Source organism: Rhodoferax sp. TS-BS-61-7 (genome assembly GCF_002943465.1).
Lineage (GTDB): Bacteria > Pseudomonadota > Gammaproteobacteria > Burkholderiales > Burkholderiaceae_C > Allorhodoferax.
Window position 1 is genome coordinate 185,838 of the sequence record NZ_PTQY01000003.1, and the last position, 26,028, is coordinate 211,865.

Below are 26,028 nucleotides of genomic sequence, written 5' to 3' on the forward strand. Positions count from 1 at the left end.
CTTATTTCTTTGCGGGCTCGTCAGGCTTCTTGTCGTTGCCTTCGATATACGGAGACCATGGCTTAGCCTTCACAGGACCGGGTGTTTTCCACACCACGTTGAACTGGCCGTCGGCCTTGATTTCGCCGATGAACACGCTCTTGTGCAAGTGGTGGTTCTTCTCGTCCATCTTGGAGACGATGCCGGAAGGTGCCTTGAAAGTCTGGCCAGCCATGGCGGCAATCACCTTGTCGACTTCGGTGGTCTTGGCCTTCTCGACGGCTTGTTTCCACATGTTGATACCGATGTAGGTGGCTTCCATCGGGTCGTTGGTCAAAGGTTTGTCTTTGTGACCGGCGATGCCCTTGGCCTTGGCGTAGGCAGACCACTTCTTGATGAAGTCGGTGTTGGCAGGATTCTTGATCGACTGGAAGTAGTTCCAGGCGGCCAAGTGGCCCACCAGCGGCTTGGTGTCCACGCCGCGCAACTCTTCTTCACCCACCGAGAAGGCCACCACGGGCACGTCCTTGGCCTTCAGGCCGGCGTTGCCGAGTTCCTTGTAGAAAGGCACGTTGGAGTCACCATTGATGGTGGACACCACGGCGGTCTTGCCACCGGCAGCAAATTTCTTCACGTCCGCCACGATGGTTTGGTAATCGCTGTGGCCGAAGGGGGTGTACTTCTCGTCAATGTCGGTGTCCTTCACGCCCTTGCTCTTCAGGTAGGCGCGCAGGATCTTGTTGGTGGTGCGGGGGTACACATAGTCAGTGCCCAGCAGCACCCAACGCTTGGCGCCGCCGCCTTCTTTGCTCATCAGGTAGTCCACTGCGGGAATGGCTTGCTGGTTGGGCGCAGCACCGGTGTAGAACACGTTTTTGGACAGCTCTTCACCTTCGTACTGCACGGGGTAAAACAGCAGGCCGTTCAGTTCTTCCACCACGGGCAACACGGACTTGCGGGACACCGAGGTCCAGCAACCAAAGATCACGTCGACCTTGTCTTGTGTCAGCAGCTGCTTGGTTTTTTCAGCAAACAGGGGCCAGTTGGAAGCGGGGTCCACGATGACGGGTTCGAGCTTCTTGCCCAGCAAGCCGCCCTTGGCGTTGATTTCGTCAATGGCCATCAACACGGTGTCTTTCAACACGGTTTCCGAAATGGCCATGGTGCCGGACAGGCTGTGCAAAATGCCAACCTTGATGGTGTCGGCAGCGTAGGCTGGCAAAGCAGACAGGGTGGTCAAGGCGACCGCAGCGGTCAAGGCCTTCAAAGAAAATCGACGTTGCATGTGGGCTTCTCCGTGGGGTTAAAAAAATCTGTCTCGCCCAAACCGTGCTTCGCTGACGAAGCGCTGGTTGGATGCGATGAGGTGACTTTAGGGACCCGGGGCAGAAACCGAAATACGCCGTGTGGCGTACAACATGGCGATCAGGGGCAACGCGTTTATGCTATTAATTTAGTAGCTGTTTGCGAAAATCTCATAAGGGCTGGAGGCCTAAATGGCTTGTAAATAGTCGTCTACCACCTGTGCCAGCCAGTCCATCACCACGCGTACGCGTTTGGACTGGTTGCGCCGGTTGGCGTACACCAGCGTCAAGGGCATGGGCGGCGCCACATGCTGCGGCAACAGCTCCACCAGCAGGCCGCGGCGCAGCAAGTCCAACACGCCCACACACGGCACCTGGATGATGCCCAGCCCTGCGGCACAGGCAGAGGCATAGGCTTCCGCGTTGTTCACCGTCACGGCACCCTGCATGGGCACGGACAGCAGCGCCCCACCCTCCAGGTACTCAAACGCATCGGGCTTGGCGCCCAGGGTGTTGGTGTAGTGCACCAGGTGGTGGGAGGCCAGATCGGCCGGGTGCAGCGGCGTGCCCTGCTGCCGCAAGTAGGCAGGGCTGGCGCAGTTCACCATGCGCATGTTTCCCAGTGGCCGCGCCACCAGGCTGGTGTCGCCCACCGTGCCCGAGCGCAGCACGCAGTCAAAGCCCTCGCGTACCAGGTCCACCCGGCGCTCGGTGCTGCTGATCTCCAGCTCCAGCAGCGGGTGCTGCGCCAGCAGCTCTGGCAGGCGTGGAATGACGGCGTGGCGCGCCATGCTGGTGCTCATGTCGATGCGCACGCGGCCCCGCAGGTTCTGCACGCCCTGCTGCTGGAACATGGTTTGCACCTCGTCCACATCGGCCAGCAGATCCTTGCAGCGCTCGTAAAACACCTGGCCGTCTTGCGTGGGCTGCACCTTGCGCGTGGTGCGGTGCAAAAGCCGCGTGCCCAACTCGGCTTCGAGCTGTTGCACGGCGGTGGACACACTGGCCTTGGGCAGGCCCAGCGCGTCGGCCGCCTGCGTAAAGCTGGCCAGCTCAGCCACGCGGGTGAAGATCAACATGCGGTCCAATGTGCTCATTGTTCAATTATTACGAACAAATCAATCACTTTATAGATATTTATCAAATCCAAACCGCTCAATAGACTCGCATCCATCACCAACCCACCAAGGAAGCCTGCATGTCTACCACCCCCTCCTCCACCCCCATCGCACTCGTCACCGGCGGCAGCCGTGGCCTGGGCAAAAACACGGCGCTGCACCTTGCGAAGAACGGCAGCGACGTCATCCTTACCTACCGCAGCCAGGCTGCCGAAGCGCAGGCCGTGGTGGCCGAGATCACCGCGCTGGGCCGCCGCGCCGTAGCCCTGCAGCTGGACACCGGCGACAGCACGAGCTTTGCAGGTTTTGCCGAGCAGGTGAAGGCCGTGCTGGCCACCACCTGGCAGCGCGAACGTTTTGACCACCTGGTGAACAACGCCGGTGTGGGCATACGCGCCAGCCTGATGGAAACCACCGAAGCCGAGTTCGACACGCTCATGAACATCCACGTGAAAGGCGTGTTCTTCCTCACCCAAAAACTGCTGCCGCTGATGAACGACGGCGGACGCATCGTCAACCTCTCCAGCGGCCTGGCCCGTTTTGCGCTGCCCGGCTACGCGGCCTACGGCACGATGAAGGGTGCCATCGAAACGCTCACGCGCTACATGGCCAAGGAGCTGGGCCCGCGCGGCATTGCGGTCAACGTGGTGGCGCCCGGCGCGATTGAGACCGACTTTGGTGGCGGCGCAGTACGCGACAACGCCCAGCTCAACGCCTTTGTGGCCAGCAACACCGCACTGGGCCGTACCGGTGTGCCCGACGACATTGGCGCCATGATCGCCTCGCTGCTGACCCCGGCTAACCGCTGGGTGAATGCCCAGCGCATCGAGGCCTCGGGTGGCATGTTTTTGTAAGACCCCAGCGGTGCGCTGAGGCGCACTGGTGACAGGCACAGCACCGACCAGCGCGCCGTCTTTGGCGAGTCGAGAAAACACCTTGGAGCGAGTTGCAGCTGCGGCCTTGATATCGACGTCGAAACCGACAGTGATACCCAGCTAATCCAACTGCACTGCAGCGACATGGATGAAGTCACCAATAACGACTAAGCGCTTATTCGCTTCGCTGGATCAGAGCAACACGCCGCCGGAAGCTTCGATGCGTTGGCCATTGAGCCAACCCGTGCCTTCGGACAGTAGCGCTGCAGCCACACCACCAATGTCATCCGGCAGCCCGTTGCGACCCAGCGTAGTCATACCGGCCCATTGCGTATTGAGGTCGTTGTTGTCACGCAGCGCGCCGCCACCAAAGTCTGTTTCGGTGGCGCCCGGTGCAATCACGTTGACGCTGATGTTGCGCGCCCCCAATTCCTTGGCCATAAACCGCGTCAGCACCTCGACGCCGCCCTTCGCCGCAGCGTAGGCTGCATAGCCGCCGAAAGTAAAGCGTGTCAAACCTGACGACGTGTTGAGGATGCGCCCGCCATCCTCGATCAATGGCAGCATCTTCTGCGTAAGAAAGAAGGTGCCCTTCAGATGGATGTTGATCATCGAGTCGAACTCTTGCTCGGTCGTATCGGTAAGAGGGGCATACACACCAGTGCCGGCGTTGTTGACGAGATAGTCAAAACGCTCGCGCTGCCAGGTCTCTTGCAGCGTTGTCTTCACATCGCGAGCAAAGTCGGCAAACGTGCCAGCAGAGCCCACATCGAGGGGCAGTGCAACGGCGCGTCGTCCCATGGCTTCGATCTGCTTGACAACGGCCATCGCTTCGTCGGCACTGCTCAAGTAGGTGACGATCACGTCGACGCCTTGTGCAGCAAGGCTCAAAGCGGTACTGCGTCCAATCCCACGGCTTGCACCGGTGACCAAGGCAATCCGGTTGGGTTTTGTGGTCATGTTCATAAAGTTCTCCTAAAGGTTGGTTGGGATGGGAGGAATTTACGGTTCTTAAAGCAGTAGATAAAGTAGCTAAAATTTAACTTACTGTTTTCCTTGGAGGAACAATTGGATCTGAGCGATTTACGGATTTTTTGTCGTGTTGCCGAACTCACCAGCTTCACCAAGGCGGCCGAGCATCTCAACATGGCAAAAGGCCGTGTGTCGACCATCGTCCAATTGCTGGAAACAGAAGTGGGTAGGCGTCAGTGTGACAAATGGCATGGCGCGCTTTACTTGAGATTTGTCCGGAAGAAAGTGGTTAGCTTGTCGAACGGGATCACGTCCACTCGGTCATAGAGATCGGTGTGGACAGCTCCCGGGACAATCACGAGCTCTTTCGGTTGCGCAGCTGCTGCGTAGGCGGTTTCGCTGAAGTAGCGCGAATGGGCTTTTTCGCCATGGATGAACAAAACAGGACGGGGTGAAATTTCGGCAATGTGGGTCATCAGCGGTGCATTCAGGTAAGGCAGGATGCCAGTTACCGTAAAGGAACCATTCGAATTGATGGCCCGTGGGTGGAAACCGCGCTTGGGAGACTTGTAGTAGTCGGCGTACTCCACCATGAATTGCGGCTCGCCACCTTTGAGCACATTGAACATCGGGAGCATCGCCGGGCTACCGCTTTCTGCATCCTTCCACCGCTGTTGGCTCATCTGCCCCAGCATCTGCGCACGCTGCTCAGCTGTCGTGCTGTCGTTGTAGCCCTTGGTCAAGACGCGGGCCATGTCGTACATGGTGCTCACCGCAACCGCCTTGACGCGCTTGTCCACAGCAACAGCATTCAATGCCAAGCCACCCCAACCGCAAATGCCGATGACGCCGATACGCTCGCGATCCACGGAAGATTGCAAACCAAGAAAATCAATGGCTGCGCTGAAATCTTCGGTGTTGATGTCAGGCGAGGCGATATGGCGAGGCGTGCCGCCGCTTTCGCCGGTGAAGGACGGATCAAAGGCCAGGGTGACGAATCCGCGCTCCGCCATGGTCTGCGCATAGAGTCCCGACGACTGCTCTTTCACCGCGCCAAAGGGGCCAGCGAGAGCGATAGCCGCCAGCTTGCCGCGGGCGTTTTTGGGCTGGTACAAGTCTGCAGCCAAGGCTATGCCAAAGCGGTTTGTGAAACTGACTTTTTTATGCTCCACTTTGTCGCTTTTGGCAAAGGTCTTGTCCCATGCCGGGCTGAGTGGAAGTGCTGACTGCGCGGAGGCTTGGCCTGTGGCGGCCATACCGACGCTCAAAGCGGCAATGCTGGTGCCAGTCATTTTCAATACGCCACGGCGTCCCATGTCGGTTGTATCTTGGCGGGTGACTTCATTGTTTGGCTCATTGAATTTGTTCATGTTCATTTCTCTGGTGGGGCTTGTATCGGTGTTTTCATCGTCGTCGTTTCAGCGAATTTGTTCGTCCTCATGCAGCGACAATGGACATGATTCTCTCGATCAAACCCGAGTTTCAATAGCAAGATACTGCGCCTTTCTTGCCTAATCCTCCGCCATGGCGGATTCCCGGGTAGGCCTTACAGAGCATGCGTCTTATCATCGCGCCATGGAAAATTCCGAGACACACCATGACTTCTGAAGATCTGACCAAGCAACGCTCTGATCTGACGCTCAAAACCCTGCACACAGGCATGACGGAGGTCATCGGTCGCTGGACGAAGGGAAAAGAAGACTGTTTAACCCCGATCAAAAATCTGCTCTTTTTCCGGCGCGAAGCCCCCAGCGTGCCTTGTGCCTGCACGATCGAGCCCAGCGTGCTGTTTGTGGTGCAAGGTGCAAAGCAATTGCTACTGGGTGAACAAGCCTTTGCCTACGACACCGAGCATTTCCTGCTGAACTCACTGGATCTGCCCGCCAGTTCACAGGTCCTTAGAGCAAACCCCGATCGACCTTGCCTGGGCTTGATGATCAGGCTGGACCTGCGCGTCATGGCAGACATCATTGCGCAAACTGGCATGCCACCACCGCGTGATCGAGTCGCCGACGGCAGCACGGCAATCGGCACCGTCACGCCCGCATTGTTGGAGCCGGTAAGTCGCTTGTTGGCGTTGCTTGAGGAGCCTGATGCGATTGCGGTTGTATCGCCACTGATTGAGCGGGAAATTCACTTTCGTCTGCTGAAGAGTGACCTCGGCGGACGTCTTTGGCGTATGGCATCCGTAGGAAGCCAGAGCCACCGGATTGTGCGCGCCGTTGACTGGCTCAGAGAAAATTACGCCCAACCACTTCGCATTGACGAACTTGCAGCGCATGTGCAAATGAGTCCATCTACGCTGCATCACCACTTTCGTTTGCTCACGGCGATGAGTCCCCTGCAGTACCAGAAATGGCTGCGCTTGAACGAAGCGAAGCGTTTGATGCTCAATGAGCACCTCGACGCAGCCAATGCTGCGTTCCAAACCGGTTACGAAAGTCCCTCGCAGTTCAGCCGTGAATACGCTCGTCTTTTCGGTGTGACTCCCAAACGGGACATCAATGGATTACGGCGCAGCAATGTGACGTGATGCTATTCACATGAAATGGTTTCGCCCGGCTGGTATTCGTAGCTGCCCATTCCAAACGGCTGCTATACGTCACTGATTTCAATGGAGTGAATATCCGCTCTGGGCCGGATACTGCAATGGGCCGGGTCCAGTTTGGGGGCAGCCACCAAGGACAGGCGTCGGAAAATAGGCTGCTCTCTACCCAATCCGCATGGCCGACAGATGGATGCACGGTACCCTCAAAGCTTGACGTTCGTGCGCAGCAGCGCTGTTCTCAACTCGCGGCTGGCCGGTTTTGAAACATCCACGCCTTGCACCGCAAGGTTGAACTGTGAGCCTGGTCTGATGTTGGTTGGCAGTACTTTTTTTAAGGGATTCGTAGTGGGGTACTTGCCATCCGCAGGACACATGCGAACGGAGAACCCGAATTCGTCGAGTACACCTTTCGCGTACAACTCCGCCAATTGCTGAAACGACACGAATGTTGACCGCCTCACTTCTTTGCCCCCTGGCTCACCGATGCCACGAACGATCTCGAATTTGCCAAGTGAGTCGCGTTGGGTATTCGTGAAGGGATGCAGCACCAACGTCACACGAGGCCCTCCCTTTACGGGCGTTAGCGTGTGCTCTACGGCGATATCCGTTAACAGCATGTCGTTTTCCTTGTAATTCCATAAGCCACCGGGGAGCCGATGCCCCTGAGATGCGCAGTGTGTAACCTGGACAACCCGCATCGTGCGGGGACGGACTTTAACTGAACAACTGCAAAAGGCAGGCTGATACCAAGCACGTGCGCAGCAATTAGACCTCCCCAAACCGGAAGCTGGACGCCGTCACACCGCCAAAAATTGCGTCCTCGTGGTAGACGCAGACGGCGCTGTCAGCCTCGGCCGCACCCACGGCCACCATCAGCGGCAGCAGGTGCTCTTCGCGCGGGTGGCACAGGCGCGCCGCCGGCGCTTGCTCCCAGTCCAACAGGTGCTGGGTGCGTTGCGCGGGCGCGGCGGCTAAGGCAGTTTGCAGCCAAGCATCAAAGGCCGCCGAAGGCGCCTGACCTGCACGGCCAAAGGCGCGCAGGTTGTGGTAACTCAGGCCACTGCCCACGATGAGTACACCTTCGCCGCGCAGCGGCGCAAGGGCACGGCCCAAGGCAAGGTGCTGTGCCGGGTCCAGCCCGGTGCGCAAGGACATTTGCAACACCGGCACCTCGGCGTCGGGGAACATCACAGCCAGGGGAACAAAGGTGCCGTGGTCGTAGCCGCGCTGCGGGTCCTGCGCCACCGGCAGGCCGGCCGCTTCCAACAGGCCCTGCACCCGTGCCGCCAAGGCAGGTGCGCCGGGCGCGGGGTAGACCACCTCGTAGGTGTGGGGCGGAAAACCACCGTAGTCGTACACCATGCCGGGCGCCGGGCTGCTGCCCAGCGTGAAGGCACGCGCCTCCCAGTGCGCGGTGACCATGAGCACGGCCTTGGGCGTTTGGCCCAGTTGGCTGGGAATGTCGGCTAACGACTGGGCCAGCGGCTGCATGGCAGGGGCCATCTCGGGCATCCAGGGCCAGGGGCCGCCGCCGTGTGAGATGAAGTAGGTGGGCAAACGTTGGGACATGGTGGGTCTCCTTCAAACAATCAGTCGCCCAGGTCGATGTGCTGGGCCAGGGGCACACCCGCGGGGGCTTCGTAGTCGGCCACCACCCAGGCGCGTGTGGTGTGGCTGGCGGCTTCGCGCAGCAGGTCCAGCACGCAGCGGATGGAGCGTTTGTCGAGTGCCGCAAACGGCTCATCCAGCAGCGTGAGCACGGCGCCAGACGCCAGCGCCGCAGCCAACCGGACCTTGCGTTTGGAGCCGGTGGACAACATGTACAGCGGCTTCTCCAGATGCGGCGTCAGGTCCAGCGCCTCCGTGAGGTCGGCCAGCAGCGCAGCGTTCCACCCCGGGTAACGCGCGGCCGTGCTGGCCAGAAAGTCCACGCCACGCATGGAGTCATGCGCTGTGGTGCGCGGGTCCATCCAGAACAGCTGCGCGCGGTAGGCCCCGGGTGCGGTGGCCAGCACCGTGGCGCCAATCTGCAGGTGGCTGCCGGGCAGCAGCAAGTCACCCGCCAGGCAGCGCAACAGGCTGCTTTTGCCCCGCCCTTCCCCACCGCCCACCCAGCTCACACCGGGCGGAATCTGCAAGGCGGGCAAGTCCAGCACAGGCACACCCGCAGGCGCCCAGCGCAACGCCCGGGCCTGCGCCACCGGGGCGGGCGTGGGGACAGGAGACTCGGAGGACACAGAGGGCATGGTGGCAGTCAACGGGTGGTAACAAGGGTCTATTTTGCTACCAATACAGGAGCTGCTTGCGCAATATCCACGGGGGCTAGAGGCCAATTTGGCACCAAACTCGCAATAAAAAAGCCAGCCCTCGGGCTGGCTTTTGCCGAGGCAGGGGGCCGCAGGTTTACTGCTTGATGGCTTCCAGCGCGATGGTGATGGTCACGTCGTCACCCACGTACGGTGCGAACTTGCCGGCGTTGAACTCGGTGCGCTTGATGGTGGTGGTGGCTTCCGCACCGATCACGTCCTTCTTGTTCATGGGGTGGGTGGTGGACACAAAGTTCACGATCTTCAGGGTCGCAGGCTTGGTCACGCCCTTGATAGTCAGGTTGCCTTCCACGCTGGCGGGCTTGTCGCCGTCAAACACCACCTTGGTGGACTTGAACGTGGCGGTGGGGAATTTGGCAGTGTCCAGGAAGTCTTCGCCCTGGATGTGGCTGTTGAACGCAGTGAAGCCGGTGTCCACACCCTTCATGTCGATCAGCACGTCCACGGCGCCGGTCTTGGCGGCCTTGTCGAAGGTGACGGTGCCGGTGGTGTTGTTGAAGCGGCTTTGCTGGGTGGACAGGCCAAAGTGGCTGTACGAGAAGCGGGGGAAGGTGTGCGAGGTGTCAATCGCGTAAGTGGCGGACTGGGCGCTGGCAGCACCGGCGAAGGCGGAAAGTGCCAGGGCGGCAGCGATGAGGGATGTACGCATGGAAAACTCCTGATTTGCGGGTTGGGTGAAAAAAGAAACTACGGGAACCAAAAAACTTAAATCTTGCCCACGCCGGTGAGCGCGAGCTTGAACTTGACCTGCACGTCGTCGGCCACCATGGAGGTGTCGGCCCACTCGTTTTCGCCAATCTTGAAGGCCAGGCGCTTGAGCACAAAGGTGCCGGTCACGGTGGTAGTGGCACCACTCTGCGTCAGTGCCACAGGCACCACCACATCGCGGCTGGCGCCCTTGATGGCGAGCTTGCCGCTCACCTCAAACTTGCCGCCACCCAGGCCTTTGACCGTGGTGGACTGGAAGGTGGCTTGCGGGAACTTGGCGGTGTTGAACCAGTTGGGGCGTGGCAACTCGGCGTCACTCTCGGGTACGCCCAAAGTGGCGCTGGCGATATCTACGGTGAACGCAATTTTGCTGGCGTCGGGCTTGGCGGGGTCGAAGGCAATTTGTGCATCAAATTTCTTGAAGCGGCCTTCCACGGGCACGCCCATCTGTTTGCTCACAAACACGATTTCGCTCTGGGCGGGCACCAGCTTTTGCTGGGCCAGTGCCAGCGTGCTGCCAAAGGCCGATGCGGCCACCAGGGCAGACACCAAAATACGGGAAACGGACATGGGTGTTCCTATCAAAAAAAGTAGCAGATGTGGGGAGTGGCGCTTCAGTGGCGGCCGGGCAGCATGCGTTTGAGCAGGCCATCCTTGTCGATCCACTGGTGTTTGAGCGCCGCAGCGATGTGCAAACCCGCCAGTCCGATCAAGGCAAACGCACTTAGTTCATGCAAAGGTTTGATCATTTCTGCCAGCGCTTTGTCCACCGGCACAAAGTCGGGCAAGGGCAACACGCCAAACACCACGATGGGAAACCCCGCCGCCGAGCTATAGGCCCAGCCAATCAGCGGCACCAGAAAGAACAAGGCGTACAGCGCGTAATGTGTGCCGTGGTGCGCCCAGTGCTGCCAGGTGGGCATGGCATCGGCAATCGCGTTAGGCAACGCGGGCGGGCGGTGTGTGACGCGCCACAACAAACGCAACGTTGACAGCGTGAGGATGGTGATACCCGCCCACTTGTGCCAGTTGTAGAGCTTGAGCCGGGTCGGCGAAAACGGCAGGCTGGTCATGTACAGGCCGACGCCAAACAGGCCCAGAATGGCCAAAGCCAATACCCAGTGCAACACTATGGCCGTGTGGCTGTAGCGGTGCGCGGGGGCCTTGGAGGAGGAAGTGGTTACAGAAGCCATGGCCACAAGTCTAGGGGGCCACGGGTTTCCCTATTTTGAATTTGATTGATGATCAGATTCAAATAATGTGAACGCCCAAGTTCCCCGGCTAGTCCGTTTGGACAGGAAAAACACGACGAATGGTCGGACTTAACGCCCTGAACGGCGCATCTCGCGCAGCATGAACAAGTACAGCCCCTCCACCTTCTCGCGCGCCCAGGGGGTTTTGCGCAAAAACTTGAGGCTGGAGCCCACGCTGGGCTCAAAAGTGAAGCAGCGCACCGGCACCCGCTCGCCCAATCCATCCCAGCCGTAATACTCGGCCAACTCGGTCACGATGGCCTCCAGCGTTTTGCCGTGCAGGGGGTTATTGGCTTGCTTGGCGGGGGCGGGCTTGGGGGCTTCGGTGCTCATGCGGGGATTGTCGCCGCTTCGTGATGGTTCAGGCGGCCGCGCACTTGCGCATGCTCTCCCAGGTTCGTGTGGTGATGTCGCTCCCGAAGGTCTTTTCGATCAGCCGCATGAACGCCGGCCCCGTGTCGCCCGGTACATAGCTGCAAAACACCTCACGCCCGATCACGTTCACGATCTGCGCGTCTTCCAGCACCACGGGCAGTTTGGGCACAACCTGCGGGGCGTCACGCAAAAAACTCACCACACGTTTGGACTGCGGCGCCAGCCTGGCATGGGCATACGGATCAGGGCGCTGACGGGCCGGATGATGGTGTAAAACGTGCGGTCCAGTGCCTGCTGCATGGCGGCTTCCGCCTTGCGCTCCAGCGCCACCTCGGTGGCCTTGCGTGCATCAAACACCACATTGCCGCTGGAGAGCACGGTTTTGACATTGGTGAACCCCACCGCCTCAAACGCCCGCTTCAACTCGGGCATCTTGGCATTCATGGGGCTGACCCCGCGCAGGAAGGCAACGTATCTGGACATGGTGTTTTGCTACCAGCTAGTGTGCGCGCTCAGAACCCGAATTTTTCCCCAACAGCTTGACCATGGGCAGCCCTTCCAAGCCTGCCCAGACTTGGCTGGGGCCAGAAACACGGAATCCATTGCGCGTATAAAAGTCGCGCGCGGTACGCGTGCTCTTCAAGTGAACCGGCCCATCGAGGTGCGTTTCCATCGTACGAAGAAGTGCCTTGCCAACGCCTTGGTAGAGTGCTTCAGGCACAACATAGAGCAGCGCCAATTCGTCTGAATGGGCCAGCGCAAATCCCACCACGCTGCCACCTCGGACAGCCACGATCGCCACAGCATTGGTGGCCTGAAGCCAAGCCAAGATGTTGTCGGGAGTTTTGTTCTCCAACCAGGCGGCCATTACTGCTGGATCGCCCCCATGGTCGGCATGGCAGCACTCTGCGATAGATCGACGAACGACCTCACAGATCGCCGCGGCGTCTGCAGGTACAGCAATCCGGATATCCATCAAAGTAGCCTCCCCTCGAACCGTCCTCTCCCACGAAGCGTGAGATCGAATGATTCTAGGCCGCCACTGGCTAGCCCTCGAACTGCGGATGCAGCTGCCGGATGCGTGACATGGCCATACCCGCCGCCGCCGTACGGGTCTCCACCCCCAGCTTCACAAACACGCGTTCCAGGTGCTTCTTCACGGTCATGGGGCTGCTGCCCAAAATGTCGCCAATGTCCTTGTTGGTCTTGCCCTTGACGACCCAGTAGAGCACCTCGGCCTCTTTGGCGGTGAGTTTGAAGGACAGGCTCATGGCTTCGATGACGGCGGTGTCCGACACCTCGCGCATGACGATGAGCCAGTCGCCGCCCGCGTCGCTATCGCCAATCTGCTGGTGCAGGCGGAAGGTGAGTCGCTTGGGGCCGCGCTCCAGGCTCAGCTTGGCCGGCTCGCCGCCGCGCGCTACCGTTTGCAGGCAGGCCTGCAGCCAGGTCAGCAGCTCGGGTGGTGTGTGTGGGGCCTGCGTGCCGCAGTAGCGCTCCAGCAGTTCACGCGCCAGCGGGGTTTGCCACATCAGGCAACCGTCAGCCGCGCGCACGGTGATGGTGGCGTAACCAAAGGCGTCCAGCGCGTTGCGGGTCTGGCGCCGTTCGCGCGCGCCGGCCAGATGCACGCCCATGCGGGCCAGTACCTCTTTGGGCTTGATGGGTTTGGTCACATAGTCCACGCCGCCGCTCTCCAGTGCCGCCACCAGGTATTCGGTCTCGGTCAGGCCGGTCATGAAGATGATGGGGATGTGTGTGGTGTGCGGCGCGGCTTTCAGGCGACGCGCCACTTCAAAACCATCCATGCCGGGCATCATGGCGTCGAGCAAGATCACATCGGGCAAGCCTTGGGCGGCGCGCTGCAGCGCGGCCTCGCCCGAGGTGGCGATGAGCACGGTGTAGCCCGACTCGTCCAGCGCGTCATGCAGCACCGACAGGTTGTCGGGCACGTCGTCGACGATGAGCACCACGTCGCTGTTGGCGCGGTCCAGGGTGTCGATGGCGTCGTCAATGGGGAGGGCTGGCATCAAGCGCTTTCTGCAATTGGGTGGCCATGGCCTCGAACTGGTACTGGCGCGCCAGCGCGGCCATGGCTTGGGTGAAGGCCAGGCATTGCGGTTGGGCAGCGGCAATGGCGTCGAGCTTGTTGACGATGCCGCGGTAAAAGCCCAAGCGCACCAAGTCCAACAGGGACTGGCAATCGGCCACATTCGGCATCACTACCGCGCTGGGCCCGGTGGCAGCGGCCGCAGGTTCGGGCGCGCTGAGTGCATCCACCCACTCCAGCGCGAGCTTGCGCTCCAGCCAGTCCAGCAGCTCGGTATGGCGCACGGGTTTGACGATGAAATCTTCGGGCGGCAGGCCCAGGCCGTTGTCCAGCCCGCGGTCAAACGCGTTGGCCGAGACGATGGCCACCTTGGGCTGCATACCGCCCAGTGCCGGGTTGCTGCGAATACGCCGCAGTGTTTCCCAACCGTCGATACCGGGCATGGCCAGGTCCAGCAGCACCACATCGGGGTGCAGGCCGGCGGCCAGCAGGTCCAGGCAGTCATGGCCGCTGGCGGCGGTGCGCACCTCAAAACCCAGCGGCTCCAACAGGCTCACCAGCAGTTCGCGGTCGGCCTCTTCGTTGTCCACCACCAGCACCTTGCGGCGCGCGCCGGCATAGCCCAGGCGTGGCTTGCGCGGCGTAGCCACGGCGTGCTGCTCTGCGCTGGCCGGCAGGTGCAGTTCGGGCAAAAACAGGCGAACGCGGAACACCGAGCCCTGGCCCAGTGTGGTGCTGGCCGAGAGTTCACCGCCCATCAGGTCCGTCAGCATCTTGGCAATGGTCAGGCCCAGGCCGGAGCCGGTGGTGCCACCGGCTGCGCTGGCGCCGCGGGTAAAGGGGTCGAAGATGCGGTCCAAGTCGTCCTGCGCCATGCCGGGGCCGGTGTCCACCACCTCCACCTGCGCCATCTCGCGCGCATAACGCAGGCGCAGAGTCACACCGCCAGTCTGGGTGAACTTGATGGCATTGCCCAGCAGGTTGAAAAAGATCTGGCGCACACGTTTCTCGTCGGCGCGCACCCAGTCGGGAATGCTGCCCTGCACCTCAAAACGGAAGCTCAGGCCCTTGGCCGCGGCCTGCAGCTCGAACATGCTGGCCATCTCGTGCATGCCACTGGCGAACTGCATGGGCTTCACATTGAGCGTGAGCTTACCGCTCTCGATGTGGGCCATGTCCAGCGTGCCTTCGATCAGCGAGAGCAAATGCTCCCCACCACGCTTGATCACGCTGACCGCCTGCTTGCGGTGCGCGGGAATGGAGGCGTCCTCCCCCATGAGCTGGGCATAGCCCAGGATGCTGTTGAGCGGCGTGCGCAGCTCGTGGCTGATGGCGCTGATGTAGCGGCTCTTGGCCTGGTTGGCGGCCTCGGCGGCCTGCTTGGCGCGCTCGGCCAGCAGTTTGGCGTCCTGCAGCGCTTCGTCGGTCTGGCGGTGCGATTCGATTTCGCGCATTAACAAATGGGTCTGCCGGTTCGATTCTTCCTGCGCCACCTGCCGGCTCTTGTGCGCCAGCACCAGCCACCAGGCCACGATGCCCGACATCAGCATGAGCGCCGCAAAGGCCTTGCTGAAGCCCGAGCGCAGCGAGGCCTGCATGGCAGTTTGCTGTTCACCCACCGCGGTGATGGCGCCCAGCTCCTGCATATAAAACATGCCAAACACCGTGGCCAAGAGCGGCACGATGATGAGCATGAGCAGGATGAAGTGGCCCAGTCCCGTGTCCAGAAACGGCCACACCGGTTTGGGCAGCAGCCAGCGCAGCGTAGCCGACCACTGGGTGGACAGGTTGGCGTGCGGCTTGCACATGTCGCCACAGCGCGCGTCCAGCGTGCAGCACAGCGAGCAGATGGGCCCTTGGTAGGCCGGGCAATGGGCCATGTCGGGGCCCTCATATTCACGCTCGCAGATCACACACCGCCGCACGGTGAGCCGCGCGTAGCTGCCCTGGGCCGAGGCCTCCATAGGCTGGCGTGCCAGGTAGTACTTGCCCTTGGTGGCCCATGCGATGAGGGGCGAAGTGAGCATGGCCGTGACCAGCGCGACCACTGCCGAGAAGGCCTTGGCCAAATCCCCAAACAAGCCGAGATATGCCGCAATCGACAGCACGGACGCCAGTGCCATGGCGCCCACACCCACGGGGTTGATGTCATACAGGTAGGCGCGCTTGAACTCGATGCCCTTGGGCGACAGGCCCAGCGGCTTGTTGATCACCAGGTCGGCCACCACGGCCATGATCCAGGCGATGGCGATGTTGGAGTACAGGCCCAGCACGTCACCCAGCGCCTGGAACACGTTCATCTCCATCAGCATGAAGGCGATCAGGCTGTTGAACAGCACCCACACCACACGTCCCGGGTGGCTGTGGGTCAGGCGCGAGAAGAAGTTGCTCCAGGCCAGCGAACCCGCGTAGGCATTGGTCACATTGATCTTGAGCTGCGACACCACCACAAACACCGCCGTGGCCGCCACCGCCCAGCCCAGTGTGGGGAACACATATTCATACGCCGCCAGGTACATCTGGTTCGGGTCCACCGCGCGGTCGGTCGGCACGCTATGGCTGATGGCCAGGTAGGCCAGGTAGGCGCCGCCCAGCATCTTGATCACGCCCAGAATCACCCAGCCCGGCCCGCCCACCAGCACGCCCAGCCACCAGCGGCCGCGGTTGGCGGTGGTTTGCGCGGGCATGAAGCGCAGGTAGTCGGCCTGTTCCCCCATTTGGGTAATCAGGGCGATGCCCACGGTCAATGCGGCACCAAACAGGTGCAAATTAAACGAACCAGGCACGCCAAATTCACCAGCATAGTGCGTGATGCCCGCAAAGGCCTGGGGGTCACGCACCAAAACAAAGCCAAAGGGCACCACCAGCATCACCAACCACAGCGGCTGCGTCCAAATCTGCAGGCGGCTGATGGTGGACACGCCGTGCGTGACCAGCGGAATCACCACCAGCGCGCAGATCAGGTAGCCCCAGGTGGGCGGGATATCCAGTGCCAGCTCCAGCGCATAGGCCATGACGGCCGCCTCCAGCGCAAAGAAGATGAAAGTGAAGGAGGCGTAAATGAGCGAGGTGAGCGTGGAGCCGATGTAGCCAAAACCCGCGCCGCGGGTCAACAGGTCCATGTCCACCCCGTAACGTGCGGCGTAGATGCTAATCGGCAGGCCGGCCAGAAAGATGACCAGCCCGGTGGCCAGAATCGCCCACAGCGCGTTCACAAAACCGTATTGCACCAAGAGCGTGGCACCCACCGCTTCCAGGATCAGGAAGGACGCCGCGCCAAAGGCGGTGTTGGCCACGCGCCACTCAGACCACTTGCGAAAGCGCTGCGGCGTGAAGCGCAGCGCGTAGTCCTCCATGGTCTCGGAGGCCACCCAGTTGTTGTAGTCACGGCGGATCTTCACCACCCGCTGGGCGGGCGCTTCGTCAGCGGAAGGGGGCAGCGGCGGGGTGGTCACGCCGGATGGGGTGCAGATTTCATGCCACCAGCCTGGGACGTTTGGCGTATGGCGAAAGGCACAGGGATTGCTTACAGTGCAAACTCCCGAATACCGACCTGCCACCTTCCGAGAACGTTATGGAACTCACGCCCCGAGAGAAAGACAAGCTGCTGATCTTCACCGCCGGCCTGCTGGCCGAGCGGCGCAAGGCCCGCGGCCTCAAGCTCAACTACCCCGAAGCCATCGCCCTGATCAGCTGCGCCGTGATGGAAGGCGCGCGCGACGGCAAGACGGTCGCCCAACTCATGAGCGAAGGCCGCGCGGTGCTGACACGCGATGACGTGATGGACGGTATCGCCGAAATGATCCCCGACATCCAGGTGGAAGCCACCTTTCCTGACGGGACCAAGCTGGTCACCGTCCACCAACCGATCGTATGAAACACCCAGCCCACGGAGACCGTATGCGACCCTCGTTGAAAAATGCTCTTCTTTTGATAGCTGCTTGCGCAATATCCACGGGGGCTAGTGCCCATACTGGCCATGGAACGCACAGTCTGATGGAAGGCCTGGCCCATCCCTTCGGCGCCGACCACCTGCTGGCCATGCTGGCCGTGGGCGTTTGGTCCGTAAGCGCCCTGCCCGCCCGCCAGGCCTGGCAAGGCCCCGCCACCTTCCTGCTGGCCCTGGTGGCAAGCGCCATGTTGGGTGCCAGCGGTGTAACGCTGCCGTACCTGGAACACGCGGTTGCCCTGTCCGTGGTGCTTTTCGGCGCCATGCTCATCGTGGCAGCCAAGCCCCTGCCCAAAGCCTTGGGCCTGGGACTCATAGCCGCAGCCGCCTCGTTGCACGGCCTGGCCCACGGTGCGGAAACACCGGCAACCGGCTTTGCCGGCTACGCGGCTGGCTTCCTGCTGACCACGGCCGCGCTGCATTTGGGTGGCGTGGGCATGGGTCTGAGCATCCGCCGGTGGCTGACGGAACGCAGTGGCACTGTGCTCACCACCTTGGGCGGCTCCCTTGGCTTGGCAGGCGTCTACCTCTTCACCCAAGTCTGAGGGCCTCCGCATGACTCCCGGAGAAATTCTCTGCGACGAGGGCGAACACGCCCTCAACACCGGCCGCCGCACGTTGACCGTGGTGGTGCAAAACACAGCGGACCGCCCCATCCAGGTCGGTTCGCATTACCACTTTGCCGAGACCAATGGCGCGCTGGGCTTTGACCGCGCGGCCGCCCAAGGCATGCGCCTGAACATCCCCTCGGGCTCGGCCGTGCGCTTTGAGCCGGGGCAGCAACGCACCGTGGAACTGGTGGACCTGGCCGGTGACCGCGTGGTCTATGGCTTTCGCGGCCTTGTTCAAGGACCAATCGACACAAGCGTCGAGGGAAAACTGTAATGGCAACCATTGGACGCCGCGCCTACGCGGAAATTTTTGGCCCCACCACCGGTGACCGCGTGCGCTTGGCCGACACCGGCCTGCTCATCGAGGTGGAGAAGGACTACACCCTGGCCGCTGGTGCCTACGGTGAAGAGGTGAAGTTCGGCGGTGGCAAGACCATCCGCGACGGCATGGCGCAGTCGCAAAAGACGCGTGCCGAAGGCGCCGTGGACTGCGTGATGACCAACGCGCTGATCCTGGACCACTGGGGCATCGTCAAGGCAGACATTGGCCTCAAAGGCGGGCGCATCGTCGCCATCGGCAAGGCCGGCAACCCCGACACCCAGCCCGGCGTGGACATCATCATCGGGCCCGGCACCGAGGTCATCAGCTGCGAGGGCAATATCGTCACCGCCGGCGGCATCGACAGCCACATCCACTTCATCTGCCCGCAGCAGATTGAAGAGGCCATGGCCAGCGGCGTGACCACCATGTTGGGTGGCGGCACTGGCCCGGCCACGGGCACCTTTGCCACCACCTGCACACCCGGCCCCTGGAACATCGAACGCATGCTGCAGGCCGCAGACGCCTTCCCCATGAACCTGGGCTTTCTGGGCAAGGGCAATGCCAGCCTGCCTGGCGCACTGCATGAGCAGATCAACGCGGGCGTGATTGGCCTGAAGCTGCACGAAGACTGGGGCACCACGCCCAGCGCCATCAGCAACTGCCTGGACGTGGCGGACGAAACGGACACGCAGGTCGCCATCCATTCCGACACGCTGAACGAATCAGGCTTTGTGGAGGACACCATTGCCGCCACCAAGGGCCGCGGCCTGTGCGCCTTCCACACCGAAGGCGCGGGCGGCGGGCATGCCCCCGACATTCTGCGTGTGGTGGGGCAAGACAACTTCTTACCCAGCTCCACCAACCCCACCATGCCCTACACCGTGAACACGCTGGACGAGCATGTGGACATGCTGATGGTGTGCCACCACCTGGACGCCGGCATTGCCGAAGATTTGGCCTTTGCCGAAAGCCGTATCCGCAAGGAAACCATTGCGGCCGAAGACATCCTGCACGACATGGGCGCCATCAGCATGATGAGCAGCGACAGCCAGGCCATGGGCCGCGTGGGCGAGGTCATCATCCGCACCTGGCAGACCGCGCACAAGATGAAAGCGCAGCGCGGCAGCCTGCCGGAGGACAGCAGCCGCAACGACAACTTCCGCGCCAAGCGCTACATCGCCAAGTACACCATCAACCCCGCGATTGCGCACGGTATCAGCCATGAAGTGGGTTCGATCGAGGTTGGCAAATGGGCCGACTTGGTGGTCTACAAACCCGCCTTCTTCGGCGTGAAGCCTGCGTTGATTTTGAAGGGCGGCTTCATTGCCTTTGCGGCCATGGGTGACCCCAATGCCTCCATCCCCACACCCCAGCCCGTGCACTACCGGCCTATGTTCGGCGCCTTTGGCGGCGCGCTGGCCAAGGGCTCGTTCACCTTCGTGTCACAAGCCGGTTTCAATGCGGGCGTCAAGGAGCGTTTTGGCCTGGCGAAGAACGTGGCGGCGGTGAAGAACATCCGCGGCGTGCGCAAGCAACACATGGTGCACAACAGCTACCTGCCCACCATGGAAATCGACGCGCAGACCTACAGCGTGCGTGCCGACGGCCAGCTGCTGACCTGCGAGCCTGCGGTGAGCCTGCCGCTGGCGCAGCGCTACTTTTTGTTCTGACCCCGCATGGAGATTCGCATCGACGATTTGCAAGGCGCGCAAATTCAGGCCTTGCTGCAAGTACACCTCGATGCGATGTACGAGCACTCGCCACCGGAGAGCGTGCATGCGCTCGATCTGGAGGCACTGCGCCATCCGTCCATCACGTTCTGGACTGCCTGGGATGGGGATAGCTTGATGGGTTGCGGCGCACTCAAGCAGCTGGATGCAACGCACGCGGAACTGAAGTCCATGCGCACGACCCAGGCGCATTTGCGCAAAGGTGTGGCACGCGCCATGCTGCAGCACATCCTGTCAGCAGCCCGTGCGCGCGGCATACAGCGCATCAGCCTGGAAACCGGTCCGCACGCGCCTTTTGCTGCTGCACAAAAGCTGTACGCCAACGAAGGCTTTGTGGCGTGCGGCCCATTTGCCGACTACGTGCTGGACCCTTACAGCATGTTCATGACCAAGGCCCTGGCCTGAGTGTCAACGAGGTTCGATATGTGTGCGAATCCACTGCGCCAGTGCAACCTCATCCGTAAGGCCTGCGGCAACATCCATGACCGTCAAGGTGGCATCCGCCTGTGTCGCGCGCAAGCGATGTCCATTCACAGCCAAAAACAGACCAATGGCGAGGAACGCGGCCCGCTTGTTGCCGTCGATGAAGGCATGATTTTTGGCCAACGCCACTCCATACGAAGCGGCCAGTTGGGCCACATCCGGCTGCTCGTACAGCGCAAGATTCACAGGACGGGCCAAGGCCAAATCCAACAGCCTCTCGTCACGCACCCCGGGCGCACCGCCATGCTCCGCCAAACTTTCGTCGTGCAACAGCAGCAGCACTTGGCGGTTAACCCAGTTCCACTGGCTCATTTGGCCAACTGGTGGAAGGTGTCGCGGTATTCACGCATGAATTCACGCCCCAGCTTCAGTTGCTCCTCCAGACTCGGGTCGTATGGTGTCAGGGTCACGCCGTTGGCCGCCTCGGTAAGAAACAGCGTGTCGCCCTTCTCCACCTTGAGCCGCGCCAGCACCTCTTTGGGCAAGATCACCCCCACGGAATTGCCAATCTGGGTAAGTTTTAAAGCGGACATGGCCCAAGCCTCCAAGTTATAACGTTTGTTATATTAGACAACATCTCTGTCATCGGCAAGTCCCATGCTCCAAGTCTCCAAATGCATTCCCCAAGGCCAGGGCCTGGCCTCCGTCCTGCTCAAACGCGCTGCCACGGTCGAACTCGACTGGGATGTGCGCCAGAAAAGCCGCTTTGACGCCACCGACTCCACTGGCCGCACGCTGGGCGTGTTTCTACCGCGCGGCACCGCCGTGCGCGGTGGCGATGTGCTGGTGGCCGAAGATGGTTCGCTGGTCAAGGTGGTTGCCGCGCCGCAATCGGTGTTGAAGATCACGCATTGCAGCGACCACGGCACGCCGTACGACCTGATCCGCGCGGCCTACCACCTAGGCAACCGCCATGTGCCGATTGAGCTGAAACCCGACCACCTGAAGATCGAACCCGACCACGTGCTGGCCGACATGCTGCGCGCCATGCACCTGATCGTGCACGCCGTGGACGAAGCGTTTGAGCCCGAGAACGGCGCCTACGCCACCGGCGGGCACACGGGGGGCCACCACCACGGGCACGACCATTCCCATGGTGATGGCCATGACCATGGGCACTCCCACGCAGCTGCAGCGCCCAGTGCCAAGGCCAAACTGGCCGCCATCCCCATTGCCGCTGCTGCACCGCATGTGCATGGCCCTGGCTGCGGCCACGACCACTGAAGATACGCATGCTCGACAGCAGCCTGATGCAACTCATGTGGCTGGCCTCGCCTGCCTTGCCCATTGGCGGGTTTTCGTACTCCGAATGCCTGGAAGCCGCCGTGGATACTGCGCGAGCCGCTACAGAAAGTGAAGCATCCGGCTGGCTGGTCGACCAGCTTCAACTGACGCTGGCACGCTCTGACTTGCCTGCCGTGGCCCAAGGCATTGCCGCCTGGCGCTCCGAGGACATGCTGCGCGTGGCCGCCCTCAACGCCTGGGTGCTGCAAACCCGCGAAAGCGCCGAGCTGCGCGCCCAGACCGAACAAATGGGCAAGAGCCTGCTGGAATGGCTGAAGAACCACACCACCGCCACGCCCGCGCAAATTGCCGTGCTGGCCAGGCAAGAACCCACCTACCCCATCGCCTACGCGCTGGCCGCCAGCGCCACACAAGCGCCGGTGCGCGAATGCCTGCTGGCCTATGCGTTTGGCTGGGCCGAGAACATGACCCAGGCCGCCATCAAATCGGTGCCGCTGGGTCAAAGCGCAGGCCAGCGCATCCTGTCCGCCCTCGCCGCACAGATTCCCGCCGCCGTCGACCACGCACTGGCGGTCACCGACGAAAGCCGCCAGGCGTTTGCCCCTATGCTGGCCATCTTGAGCAGCCAGCATGAAGTGCAGTATTCACGGCTTTTTAGATCCTAATCAGCCTCTAGCCCACGTCTTTATTGCGCAAGAAGCTCCTATATTCATAGCAAACCCATGTCTACCCTGCACCATATCCCCAACCGCACCAAGAACCTGCCTCCCCTGCGCGTGGGCATCGGCGGGCCCGTGGGCTCCGGCAAAACCACGCTGCTGGAAATGCTCTGCAAAGCCATGCGCGACCAGTACGACCTGGTCGCCATCACCAACGACATCTACACCAAGGAAGACCAGCGCCTGCTGACCGTCAGCGGCGCGCTACCGGCGGACCGCATCATGGGTGTGGAAACCGGCGGCTGCCCGCACACCGCCATCCGCGAAGACTGCTCCATCAACCTGGAAGCGATTGACCGCATGCTGGTGGACCACCCCAACGCTGACATCGTGTTCGTCGAAAGCGGTGGCGACAACCTGGCCGCCACCTTCAGCCCCGAACTGAGCGACCTCACCATCTACGTGATCGACGTGGCCGCCGGTGAAAAAATCCCGCGCAAGGGCGGCCCTGGCATCACCAAAAGCGACCTGTTTGTCATTAACAAGACCGACCTGGCCCCCTACGTGGGCGCCAACCTGGACGTGATGCACGCCGACACCACCCGCATGCGCACCACGCCCAAAGGCCTCAAGCCCTTTGTGATGACAAACCTGAAAGACCTGACCGGCCTGCAGGACGTGATCGCCTTTATCGAAACCAAGGGCATGCTCAAGGCGGCATAAAGGCACTGCTTCATCGCTGGGCCGCCCCGAGGTGAAGTTAGAATACGCAGCTCTGGAAGCGTGGCCGAGTGGTTTAAGGCACCGGTCTTGAAAACCGGCGAGGATGTGAGTCCTCCGTGAGTTCGAATCTCACCGCTTCCGCCATCTCCCGCTCCGCGCAGCCTCCGAAGGGCTGCCGTCCATCGCCTTCCCCCGGTTTTGCGGCAAATTACACAGCGCAAATCAGCCGTCTTTCCTATACTGTTTCCATACGGTCAGCGCGTAAAGTTGCCGATACAGGGTGAACAGACCAAGGATTTTCCGGATGCGCACTTCCAACGACACGTTTTCCCACCGGCTCTCCACCATGGCTTGGGCTTTGTGTTTGGCCTTCAGCACCTCGTTGGCACATGCCGAAATCAACCAGGCCGTGCTGGAGAAAGCCGACGCCCTGCTCAAGGCCGGGGCCGCCGAAGAGGCCTACCAATTGCTGGAGCCGCTGGAGTTGCAGGCGGCCGGCGATCAGGTCTACGACTTTTTGCTGGGCACTGCGGCACTGGAAAGCAAGCGCCCCAGCAAAGCCACCTTTGTGTACGAGCGCATTCTGGCCGTCACGCCCGACTATGTAGGCATCCGCGCCGATATGGGCCGCGCCTACTTTGCCTTGGGCGATTTTGGCCGTGCCAAGATCGAGTTCGAGACGGTGCTGACCTTTCAGAACCTGCCACAAGACCTGCGCAGCACGGTGGAGCAATACGCCAAGGCTGCAGAAGCACGTGCCCAGGACAAACGCACGGTCGTCAGTGCTTATGTGGAAATGGGCTTGGGCCACGATACCAACATTGGCAGTGCCAACCAGGCGGCCTCTCTCAATTACCCGGGCAGTGCCACAGTGGCGGCCAACACCTACACGCCCGACGCAAAGTCCGACAACTACGCCACCCTGGGCCTGGGTGCGGAGCTGAACCACCGCATTGATGAGCAATGGGGCCTGTACCTGGGTGGCGACTACCGCGGCCGGGCCTACAACCGCTACTGCGAAAACACCTGCAATGCCACGGTGGACGGTCGCCTGGGCATGAGTTATTCCGGCGGCGCCTGGTTGCTGCGCACTGGCTTAGTGGGCGGCAACTACACCCTGAATAACGCGACCTACCGCGACACCACTGGCCTGACCGCCGACTGGCGCATGGCGCTGGCCAATGGCAACCAGCTGTCGCTGGGCGCCAGTGCACTGCAGGCGCAGTACCTGGCCACCGGACAGTCCACCCAAAACACGCAGACTAACCTCGTCACCGCAGGCTGGCTCACCTCGCTGGGCGAGGGCGATGCCATCTTCAGCCTGACCGCCACCGCCGGGGTCGAGCTGGCCGTGGGCGGCCGGGACGATGGCAACAAGCAGTTTGCCGGTCCGCGCGTGCTGCTGCAAAAAAGCTTCAACAACAGCCTGGGCGGCTACATCACCGCGGGCGCCAGCTTTTCCAAGTACAGCGGCACCAACTCCCTCTACAACCTGAACCGCGAAGAGTCGCTGTATGACTTGGCGCTAGGCCTCACTTGGTCGTTCAGCAAAGGCCTGTCACTGCGGCCCCAGCTGAGCTACGTGAAAAACGTGAGCAACGCCGAGCTGTACAGCTACGACAAAACCGACGCCTCCATCAACCTGCGCCTGGACTACTGAGACCCCGCCATGCCAACCGCCCGCCTCGCCCCTCTCTTCCTTTCTGCCAGCGGCCGATGGCTGGGCTTGGTATGCCTGATGGCCTGTATGCCTGTTTGGGCCCAACTCAGTGCCGCACGTGTGATGGTGGTTAATGGCACGGCCAAAGCAGTCAATGCACAAGGGCAGGAACGCAACCTGGAAAAAGGCGGCGAGGTGTTTGCCGGCGACAAAATCGTCACCGCAGAAGGCGGCTTGGTACAAATGCGCCTGAACGATGGCGGCTACCTGTCGGTACGCCCGTCCACTGAAATGGTGATTGACCGCTTTGTCTACGACGAAAAAAATGCAACCAACTCCAATTTTTTGGTGTCGCTGGTGCGCGGAGGCTTTCGCTCCATCACTGGCCTGATCGGGCGCACCAACCCTGCGGCCTACCAGATCCGCACCACCACAGCCACGCTGGGCATCCGCGGCACTGACCACGAACCCATGGTGGTGCCTGAGGGTTTGGCGGGTCCCTCGGGTTCGATGCTGCCAGGCATTTACGACAAGGTGAACGACGGCGAAACCTTCATCCAGAACAAGTTTGGCGTGCTCTCACTCAAGCGGGGTGATGTGGGCTTTGCACCCGCCAAACCGGACATAGCGCCCCAGATGCTGCAAAAGATACCGGACTTCTACAAGCTGGAACTCAAGACCGACGGCCGTGACAGCAAGGACACAGCAGAGGACAAACCGGGCAATGCACGAACCCTGCCCAAGGGTGCACTGTTGCGTCCATCTCTGGCCATCCGCAAAGAGGCGGTGCTGACGGACAAACAAGTGGAGACAACTAAAACGCTGGACGCCACCACGCTGCAAATTGCGCCGGTGCTTTCCACCACCGTGGTGCAGCCCACCACATTGGTCAAAGAACCCACCACGACCACCATCCTGACTTCGCCCACGCTCAGCACCAGCACACTCCTGGCCCCCACCACAACCCTGACACCGATCACCACCACAACCATCGCCCCGACCACAACAGTCATCAGCCCCATCACCACCGTGACGCCTATCACGACGACGGTGAGCCCAACGACCACGTTGATTGCACCGAAAACCACCACCATCATTACCACTACGCCGCTTCTGAAGTAGCGCAAGGAGAGTCGC

Annotated in this window: 31 protein-coding genes and 1 tRNA gene; 14 read left to right on the forward strand and 18 right to left on the reverse strand. The window is 61.4% G+C overall.

Annotation, left to right across the window (positions count from 1 at the left end; genetic code table 11):
• Nucleotide 1 precedes the first annotated feature (1 nt).
• Nucleotides 2-1,264 (reverse strand): urea ABC transporter substrate-binding protein, encoded by a 1,263-nt coding sequence (urtA, locus tag C5F53_RS09575; RefSeq protein ID WP_105261158.1) that lies wholly within the window; start codon nt 1,262-1,264, stop codon nt 2-4.
• 207 nt (nt 1,265-1,471) lie between these two features.
• Complete coding sequence (locus tag C5F53_RS09580; RefSeq protein WP_105261159.1) at nt 1,472-2,380, reverse strand: LysR family transcriptional regulator; 909 nt, start codon at nt 2,378-2,380, stop codon at nt 1,472-1,474.
• A 101-nt stretch (nt 2,381-2,481) separates the two neighbouring features.
• On the opposite strand from C5F53_RS09580, the gene C5F53_RS09585 reads away from it, so the two are divergent.
• The gene (locus C5F53_RS09585) at nt 2,482-3,255 is read left to right on the forward strand and encodes an SDR family NAD(P)-dependent oxidoreductase (RefSeq protein WP_105261160.1); all 774 of its coding nucleotides are present in this window, start codon (nt 2,482-2,484) and stop codon (nt 3,253-3,255) included.
• Between the two features lie 213 nt (nt 3,256-3,468).
• Here the strand turns inward: C5F53_RS09585 and C5F53_RS09590 are convergent, their stop codons facing one another.
• Nucleotides 3,469-4,236 carry an SDR family oxidoreductase gene (locus C5F53_RS09590; RefSeq protein WP_105261505.1) on the reverse strand — a complete coding sequence of 256 codons (768 nt, stop codon included), beginning with the start codon at nt 4,234-4,236 and terminating at the stop codon, nt 3,469-3,471.
• Nucleotides 4,237-4,344: 108 nt separating this feature from the next.
• Here C5F53_RS09590 and C5F53_RS09595 point away from each other — a divergent pair, with 108 nt between their 5' ends.
• Nucleotides 4,345-4,575, forward strand: a complete 231-nt coding sequence (locus C5F53_RS09595) for a LysR family transcriptional regulator (RefSeq protein ID WP_105261506.1) — start codon at nt 4,345-4,347, stop codon at nt 4,573-4,575.
• Here the strand turns inward: C5F53_RS09595 and C5F53_RS09600 are convergent.
• Nucleotides 4,509-5,618: an alpha/beta hydrolase gene (locus tag C5F53_RS09600; protein WP_105261161.1), complete on the reverse strand. Its 1,110-nt coding sequence runs from the start codon at nt 5,616-5,618 to the stop codon at nt 4,509-4,511. The two genes, C5F53_RS09595 and C5F53_RS09600, sit on opposite strands and share 67 nt — an antisense overlap.
• Before the next feature lie 227 nt (nt 5,619-5,845).
• On the opposite strand from C5F53_RS09600, the gene C5F53_RS09605 reads away from it, so the two are divergent.
• Complete coding sequence (locus C5F53_RS09605; protein WP_105261507.1) at nt 5,846-6,781, forward strand: AraC family transcriptional regulator; 936 nt, start codon at nt 5,846-5,848, stop codon at nt 6,779-6,781.
• 218 nt (nt 6,782-6,999) lie between these two features.
• Here C5F53_RS09605 and C5F53_RS09610 read toward each other — a convergent pair whose 3' ends face one another.
• The 12 genes from C5F53_RS09610 to C5F53_RS09660 form a co-directional block, all read right to left on the reverse strand.
• Nucleotides 7,000-7,413: a hypothetical protein gene (locus C5F53_RS09610; RefSeq protein WP_105261508.1), complete on the reverse strand. Its 414-nt coding sequence runs from the start codon at nt 7,411-7,413 to the stop codon at nt 7,000-7,002.
• A gap of 148 nt (nt 7,414-7,561) precedes the next feature.
• Nucleotides 7,562-8,365, reverse strand: coding sequence for a class III extradiol ring-cleavage dioxygenase (locus tag C5F53_RS09615; RefSeq protein ID WP_105261162.1), 804 nt, complete (start codon nt 8,363-8,365; stop codon nt 7,562-7,564).
• A gap of 20 nt (nt 8,366-8,385) precedes the next feature.
• Entirely contained in the window at nt 8,386-9,042 is a 657-nt protein-coding gene (locus C5F53_RS09620; protein ID WP_236635324.1) for an ATP-binding cassette domain-containing protein, read from the reverse strand.
• A gap of 157 nt (nt 9,043-9,199) precedes the next feature.
• On the reverse strand, nt 9,200-9,772 hold the full coding sequence (locus C5F53_RS09625; RefSeq protein ID WP_105261163.1) for a YceI family protein: 573 nt from the start codon (nt 9,770-9,772) through the stop codon (nt 9,200-9,202).
• 56 nt (nt 9,773-9,828) lie between these two features.
• Nucleotides 9,829-10,401, reverse strand: coding sequence for a YceI family protein (locus C5F53_RS09630; protein ID WP_105261164.1), 573 nt, complete (start codon nt 10,399-10,401; stop codon nt 9,829-9,831).
• A 44-nt stretch (nt 10,402-10,445) separates the two neighbouring features.
• Nucleotides 10,446-11,024, reverse strand: coding sequence for a cytochrome b (locus tag C5F53_RS09635; RefSeq protein WP_105261165.1), 579 nt, complete (start codon nt 11,022-11,024; stop codon nt 10,446-10,448).
• A 129-nt stretch (nt 11,025-11,153) separates the two neighbouring features.
• Nucleotides 11,154-11,417, reverse strand: coding sequence for a VF530 family DNA-binding protein (locus tag C5F53_RS09640; RefSeq protein WP_105261166.1), 264 nt, complete (start codon nt 11,415-11,417; stop codon nt 11,154-11,156).
• Nucleotides 11,418-11,445: 28 nt separating this feature from the next.
• Nucleotides 11,446-11,658 carry a hypothetical protein gene (locus tag C5F53_RS20770; RefSeq protein WP_370446720.1) on the reverse strand — a complete coding sequence of 71 codons (213 nt, stop codon included), beginning with the start codon at nt 11,656-11,658 and terminating at the stop codon, nt 11,446-11,448.
• On the reverse strand, nt 11,655-11,942 hold the full coding sequence (locus C5F53_RS20775; RefSeq protein ID WP_370446721.1) for a DUF1697 domain-containing protein: 288 nt from the start codon (nt 11,940-11,942) through the stop codon (nt 11,655-11,657). Before C5F53_RS20775 ends, C5F53_RS20770 begins: the two co-directional genes overlap by 4 nt.
• 16 nt (nt 11,943-11,958) lie before the next feature.
• Nucleotides 11,959-12,435: a GNAT family N-acetyltransferase gene (locus C5F53_RS09650; protein WP_105261167.1), complete on the reverse strand. Its 477-nt coding sequence runs from the start codon at nt 12,433-12,435 to the stop codon at nt 11,959-11,961.
• A 70-nt stretch (nt 12,436-12,505) separates the two neighbouring features.
• Nucleotides 12,506-13,489, reverse strand: coding sequence for a response regulator (locus C5F53_RS09655; protein WP_105261168.1), 984 nt, complete (start codon nt 13,487-13,489; stop codon nt 12,506-12,508).
• Nucleotides 13,470-16,982 carry an ATP-binding protein gene (locus tag C5F53_RS09660; RefSeq protein ID WP_370446724.1) on the reverse strand — a complete coding sequence of 1,171 codons (3,513 nt, stop codon included), beginning with the start codon at nt 16,980-16,982 and terminating at the stop codon, nt 13,470-13,472. The genes C5F53_RS09655 and C5F53_RS09660 overlap by 20 nt, the downstream gene beginning before the upstream one ends.
• Before the next feature lie 101 nt (nt 16,983-17,083).
• Between C5F53_RS09660 and ureA the strand changes: the two genes are divergently transcribed.
• Genes ureA through C5F53_RS09685 form a run of 5 tightly spaced genes read left to right on the forward strand, consistent with a single transcriptional unit; the run spans nt 17,084 to nt 20,526 of the window.
• Nucleotides 17,084-17,386 carry an urease subunit gamma gene (ureA, locus tag C5F53_RS09665; protein ID WP_105261169.1) on the forward strand — a complete coding sequence of 101 codons (303 nt, stop codon included), beginning with the start codon at nt 17,084-17,086 and terminating at the stop codon, nt 17,384-17,386.
• Between the two features lie 23 nt (nt 17,387-17,409).
• Nucleotides 17,410-18,003, forward strand: a complete 594-nt coding sequence (locus C5F53_RS09670; RefSeq protein ID WP_255413704.1) for a HupE/UreJ family protein — start codon at nt 17,410-17,412, stop codon at nt 18,001-18,003.
• A 10-nt stretch (nt 18,004-18,013) separates the two neighbouring features.
• The gene (locus C5F53_RS09675) at nt 18,014-18,343 is read left to right on the forward strand and encodes an urease subunit beta (protein WP_105261171.1); all 330 of its coding nucleotides are present in this window, start codon (nt 18,014-18,016) and stop codon (nt 18,341-18,343) included.
• Nucleotides 18,343-20,061, forward strand: a complete 1,719-nt coding sequence (ureC, locus tag C5F53_RS09680; protein ID WP_105261172.1) for an urease subunit alpha — start codon at nt 18,343-18,345, stop codon at nt 20,059-20,061. The genes C5F53_RS09675 and ureC overlap by 1 nt, the downstream gene beginning before the upstream one ends.
• Nucleotides 20,062-20,067: 6 nt before the next feature.
• Nucleotides 20,068-20,526 (forward strand): GNAT family N-acetyltransferase, encoded by a 459-nt coding sequence (locus C5F53_RS09685; protein ID WP_105261173.1) that lies wholly within the window; start codon nt 20,068-20,070, stop codon nt 20,524-20,526.
• 3 nt (nt 20,527-20,529) lie between these two features.
• Here the strand turns inward: C5F53_RS09685 and C5F53_RS09690 are convergent, their stop codons facing one another.
• Together C5F53_RS09690 and C5F53_RS09695 are read right to left on the reverse strand one after the other, a co-directional pair.
• Nucleotides 20,530-20,916: a type II toxin-antitoxin system death-on-curing family toxin gene (locus tag C5F53_RS09690; protein WP_105261174.1), complete on the reverse strand. Its 387-nt coding sequence runs from the start codon at nt 20,914-20,916 to the stop codon at nt 20,530-20,532.
• Nucleotides 20,913-21,137, reverse strand: a complete 225-nt coding sequence (locus C5F53_RS09695) for an AbrB/MazE/SpoVT family DNA-binding domain-containing protein (protein WP_105261175.1) — start codon at nt 21,135-21,137, stop codon at nt 20,913-20,915. Before C5F53_RS09695 ends, C5F53_RS09690 begins: the two co-directional genes overlap by 4 nt.
• Nucleotides 21,138-21,201: 64 nt before the next feature.
• Between C5F53_RS09695 and ureE the strand changes: the two genes are divergently transcribed.
• From ureE to C5F53_RS09725, 6 genes are all read left to right on the forward strand, one after another.
• Nucleotides 21,202-21,828 (forward strand): urease accessory protein UreE, encoded by a 627-nt coding sequence (gene ureE, locus C5F53_RS09700; RefSeq protein WP_105261176.1) that lies wholly within the window; start codon nt 21,202-21,204, stop codon nt 21,826-21,828.
• 8 nt (nt 21,829-21,836) lie between these two features.
• Nucleotides 21,837-22,514 carry an urease accessory protein UreF gene (locus C5F53_RS09705; RefSeq protein ID WP_105261177.1) on the forward strand — a complete coding sequence of 226 codons (678 nt, stop codon included), beginning with the start codon at nt 21,837-21,839 and terminating at the stop codon, nt 22,512-22,514.
• Nucleotides 22,515-22,571: 57 nt separating this feature from the next.
• Complete coding sequence (gene ureG, locus C5F53_RS09710; RefSeq protein WP_105261178.1) at nt 22,572-23,231, forward strand: urease accessory protein UreG; 660 nt, start codon at nt 22,572-22,574, stop codon at nt 23,229-23,231.
• Nucleotides 23,232-23,285: 54 nt separating this feature from the next.
• Nucleotides 23,286-23,375 (forward strand) — tRNA-Ser (locus tag C5F53_RS09715).
• 160 nt (nt 23,376-23,535) lie between these two features.
• Nucleotides 23,536-24,891 carry a surface lipoprotein assembly modifier gene (locus C5F53_RS09720; protein WP_105261179.1) on the forward strand — a complete coding sequence of 452 codons (1,356 nt, stop codon included), beginning with the start codon at nt 23,536-23,538 and terminating at the stop codon, nt 24,889-24,891.
• Nucleotides 24,892-24,900: 9 nt separating this feature from the next.
• Nucleotides 24,901-26,013, forward strand: coding sequence for a FecR domain-containing protein (locus tag C5F53_RS09725; RefSeq protein WP_105261180.1), 1,113 nt, complete (start codon nt 24,901-24,903; stop codon nt 26,011-26,013).
• Nucleotides 26,014-26,028: the final 15 nt, after the last annotated feature.

Bases quoted from the DNA above. Each gene is read 5' to 3' on its own strand.
- urtA (WP_105261158.1), bottom strand. From the start codon at position 1,264: ATGCAACGTCGATTTTCTTTGAAGGCCTTGACCGCTGCGGTCGCCTTG.
- C5F53_RS09580 (WP_105261159.1), bottom strand. From the start codon at position 2,380: ATGAGCACATTGGACCGCATGTTGATCTTCACCCGCGTGGCTGAGCTG.
- C5F53_RS09585 (WP_105261160.1), top strand. From the start codon at position 2,482: ATGTCTACCACCCCCTCCTCCACCCCCATCGCACTCGTCACCGGCGGC.
- C5F53_RS09590 (WP_105261505.1), bottom strand. From the start codon at position 4,236: ATGACCACAAAACCCAACCGGATTGCCTTGGTCACCGGTGCAAGCCGT.
- C5F53_RS09600 (WP_105261161.1), bottom strand. From the start codon at position 5,618: ATGAACAAATTCAATGAGCCAAACAATGAAGTCACCCGCCAAGATACA.
- C5F53_RS09605 (WP_105261507.1), top strand. From the start codon at position 5,846: ATGACTTCTGAAGATCTGACCAAGCAACGCTCTGATCTGACGCTCAAA.
- C5F53_RS09610 (WP_105261508.1), bottom strand. From the start codon at position 7,413: ATGCTGTTAACGGATATCGCCGTAGAGCACACGCTAACGCCCGTAAAG.
- C5F53_RS09615 (WP_105261162.1), bottom strand. From the start codon at position 8,365: ATGTCCCAACGTTTGCCCACCTACTTCATCTCACACGGCGGCGGCCCC.
- C5F53_RS09620 (WP_236635324.1), bottom strand. From the start codon at position 9,042: ATGCCCTCTGTGTCCTCCGAGTCTCCTGTCCCCACGCCCGCCCCGGTG.
- C5F53_RS09625 (WP_105261163.1), bottom strand. From the start codon at position 9,772: ATGCGTACATCCCTCATCGCTGCCGCCCTGGCACTTTCCGCCTTCGCC.
- C5F53_RS09630 (WP_105261164.1), bottom strand. From the start codon at position 10,401: ATGTCCGTTTCCCGTATTTTGGTGTCTGCCCTGGTGGCCGCATCGGCC.
- C5F53_RS09635 (WP_105261165.1), bottom strand. From the start codon at position 11,024: ATGGCTTCTGTAACCACTTCCTCCTCCAAGGCCCCCGCGCACCGCTAC.
- C5F53_RS09640 (WP_105261166.1), bottom strand. From the start codon at position 11,417: ATGAGCACCGAAGCCCCCAAGCCCGCCCCCGCCAAGCAAGCCAATAAC.
- C5F53_RS20775 (WP_370446721.1), bottom strand. From the start codon at position 11,942: ATGTCCAGATACGTTGCCTTCCTGCGCGGGGTCAGCCCCATGAATGCC.
- C5F53_RS09650 (WP_105261167.1), bottom strand. From the start codon at position 12,435: ATGGATATCCGGATTGCTGTACCTGCAGACGCCGCGGCGATCTGTGAG.
- C5F53_RS09655 (WP_105261168.1), bottom strand. From the start codon at position 13,489: ATGCCAGCCCTCCCCATTGACGACGCCATCGACACCCTGGACCGCGCC.
- ureA (WP_105261169.1), top strand. From the start codon at position 17,084: ATGGAACTCACGCCCCGAGAGAAAGACAAGCTGCTGATCTTCACCGCC.
- C5F53_RS09670 (WP_255413704.1), top strand. From the start codon at position 17,410: ATGCGACCCTCGTTGAAAAATGCTCTTCTTTTGATAGCTGCTTGCGCA.
- C5F53_RS09675 (WP_105261171.1), top strand. From the start codon at position 18,014: ATGACTCCCGGAGAAATTCTCTGCGACGAGGGCGAACACGCCCTCAAC.
- ureC (WP_105261172.1), top strand. From the start codon at position 18,343: ATGGCAACCATTGGACGCCGCGCCTACGCGGAAATTTTTGGCCCCACC.
- C5F53_RS09685 (WP_105261173.1), top strand. From the start codon at position 20,068: ATGGAGATTCGCATCGACGATTTGCAAGGCGCGCAAATTCAGGCCTTG.
- C5F53_RS09690 (WP_105261174.1), bottom strand. From the start codon at position 20,916: ATGAGCCAGTGGAACTGGGTTAACCGCCAAGTGCTGCTGCTGTTGCAC.
- C5F53_RS09695 (WP_105261175.1), bottom strand. From the start codon at position 21,137: ATGTCCGCTTTAAAACTTACCCAGATTGGCAATTCCGTGGGGGTGATC.
- ureE (WP_105261176.1), top strand. From the start codon at position 21,202: ATGCTCCAAGTCTCCAAATGCATTCCCCAAGGCCAGGGCCTGGCCTCC.
- C5F53_RS09705 (WP_105261177.1), top strand. From the start codon at position 21,837: ATGCTCGACAGCAGCCTGATGCAACTCATGTGGCTGGCCTCGCCTGCC.
- ureG (WP_105261178.1), top strand. From the start codon at position 22,572: ATGTCTACCCTGCACCATATCCCCAACCGCACCAAGAACCTGCCTCCC.
- C5F53_RS09720 (WP_105261179.1), top strand. From the start codon at position 23,536: ATGCGCACTTCCAACGACACGTTTTCCCACCGGCTCTCCACCATGGCT.
- C5F53_RS09725 (WP_105261180.1), top strand. From the start codon at position 24,901: ATGCCAACCGCCCGCCTCGCCCCTCTCTTCCTTTCTGCCAGCGGCCGA.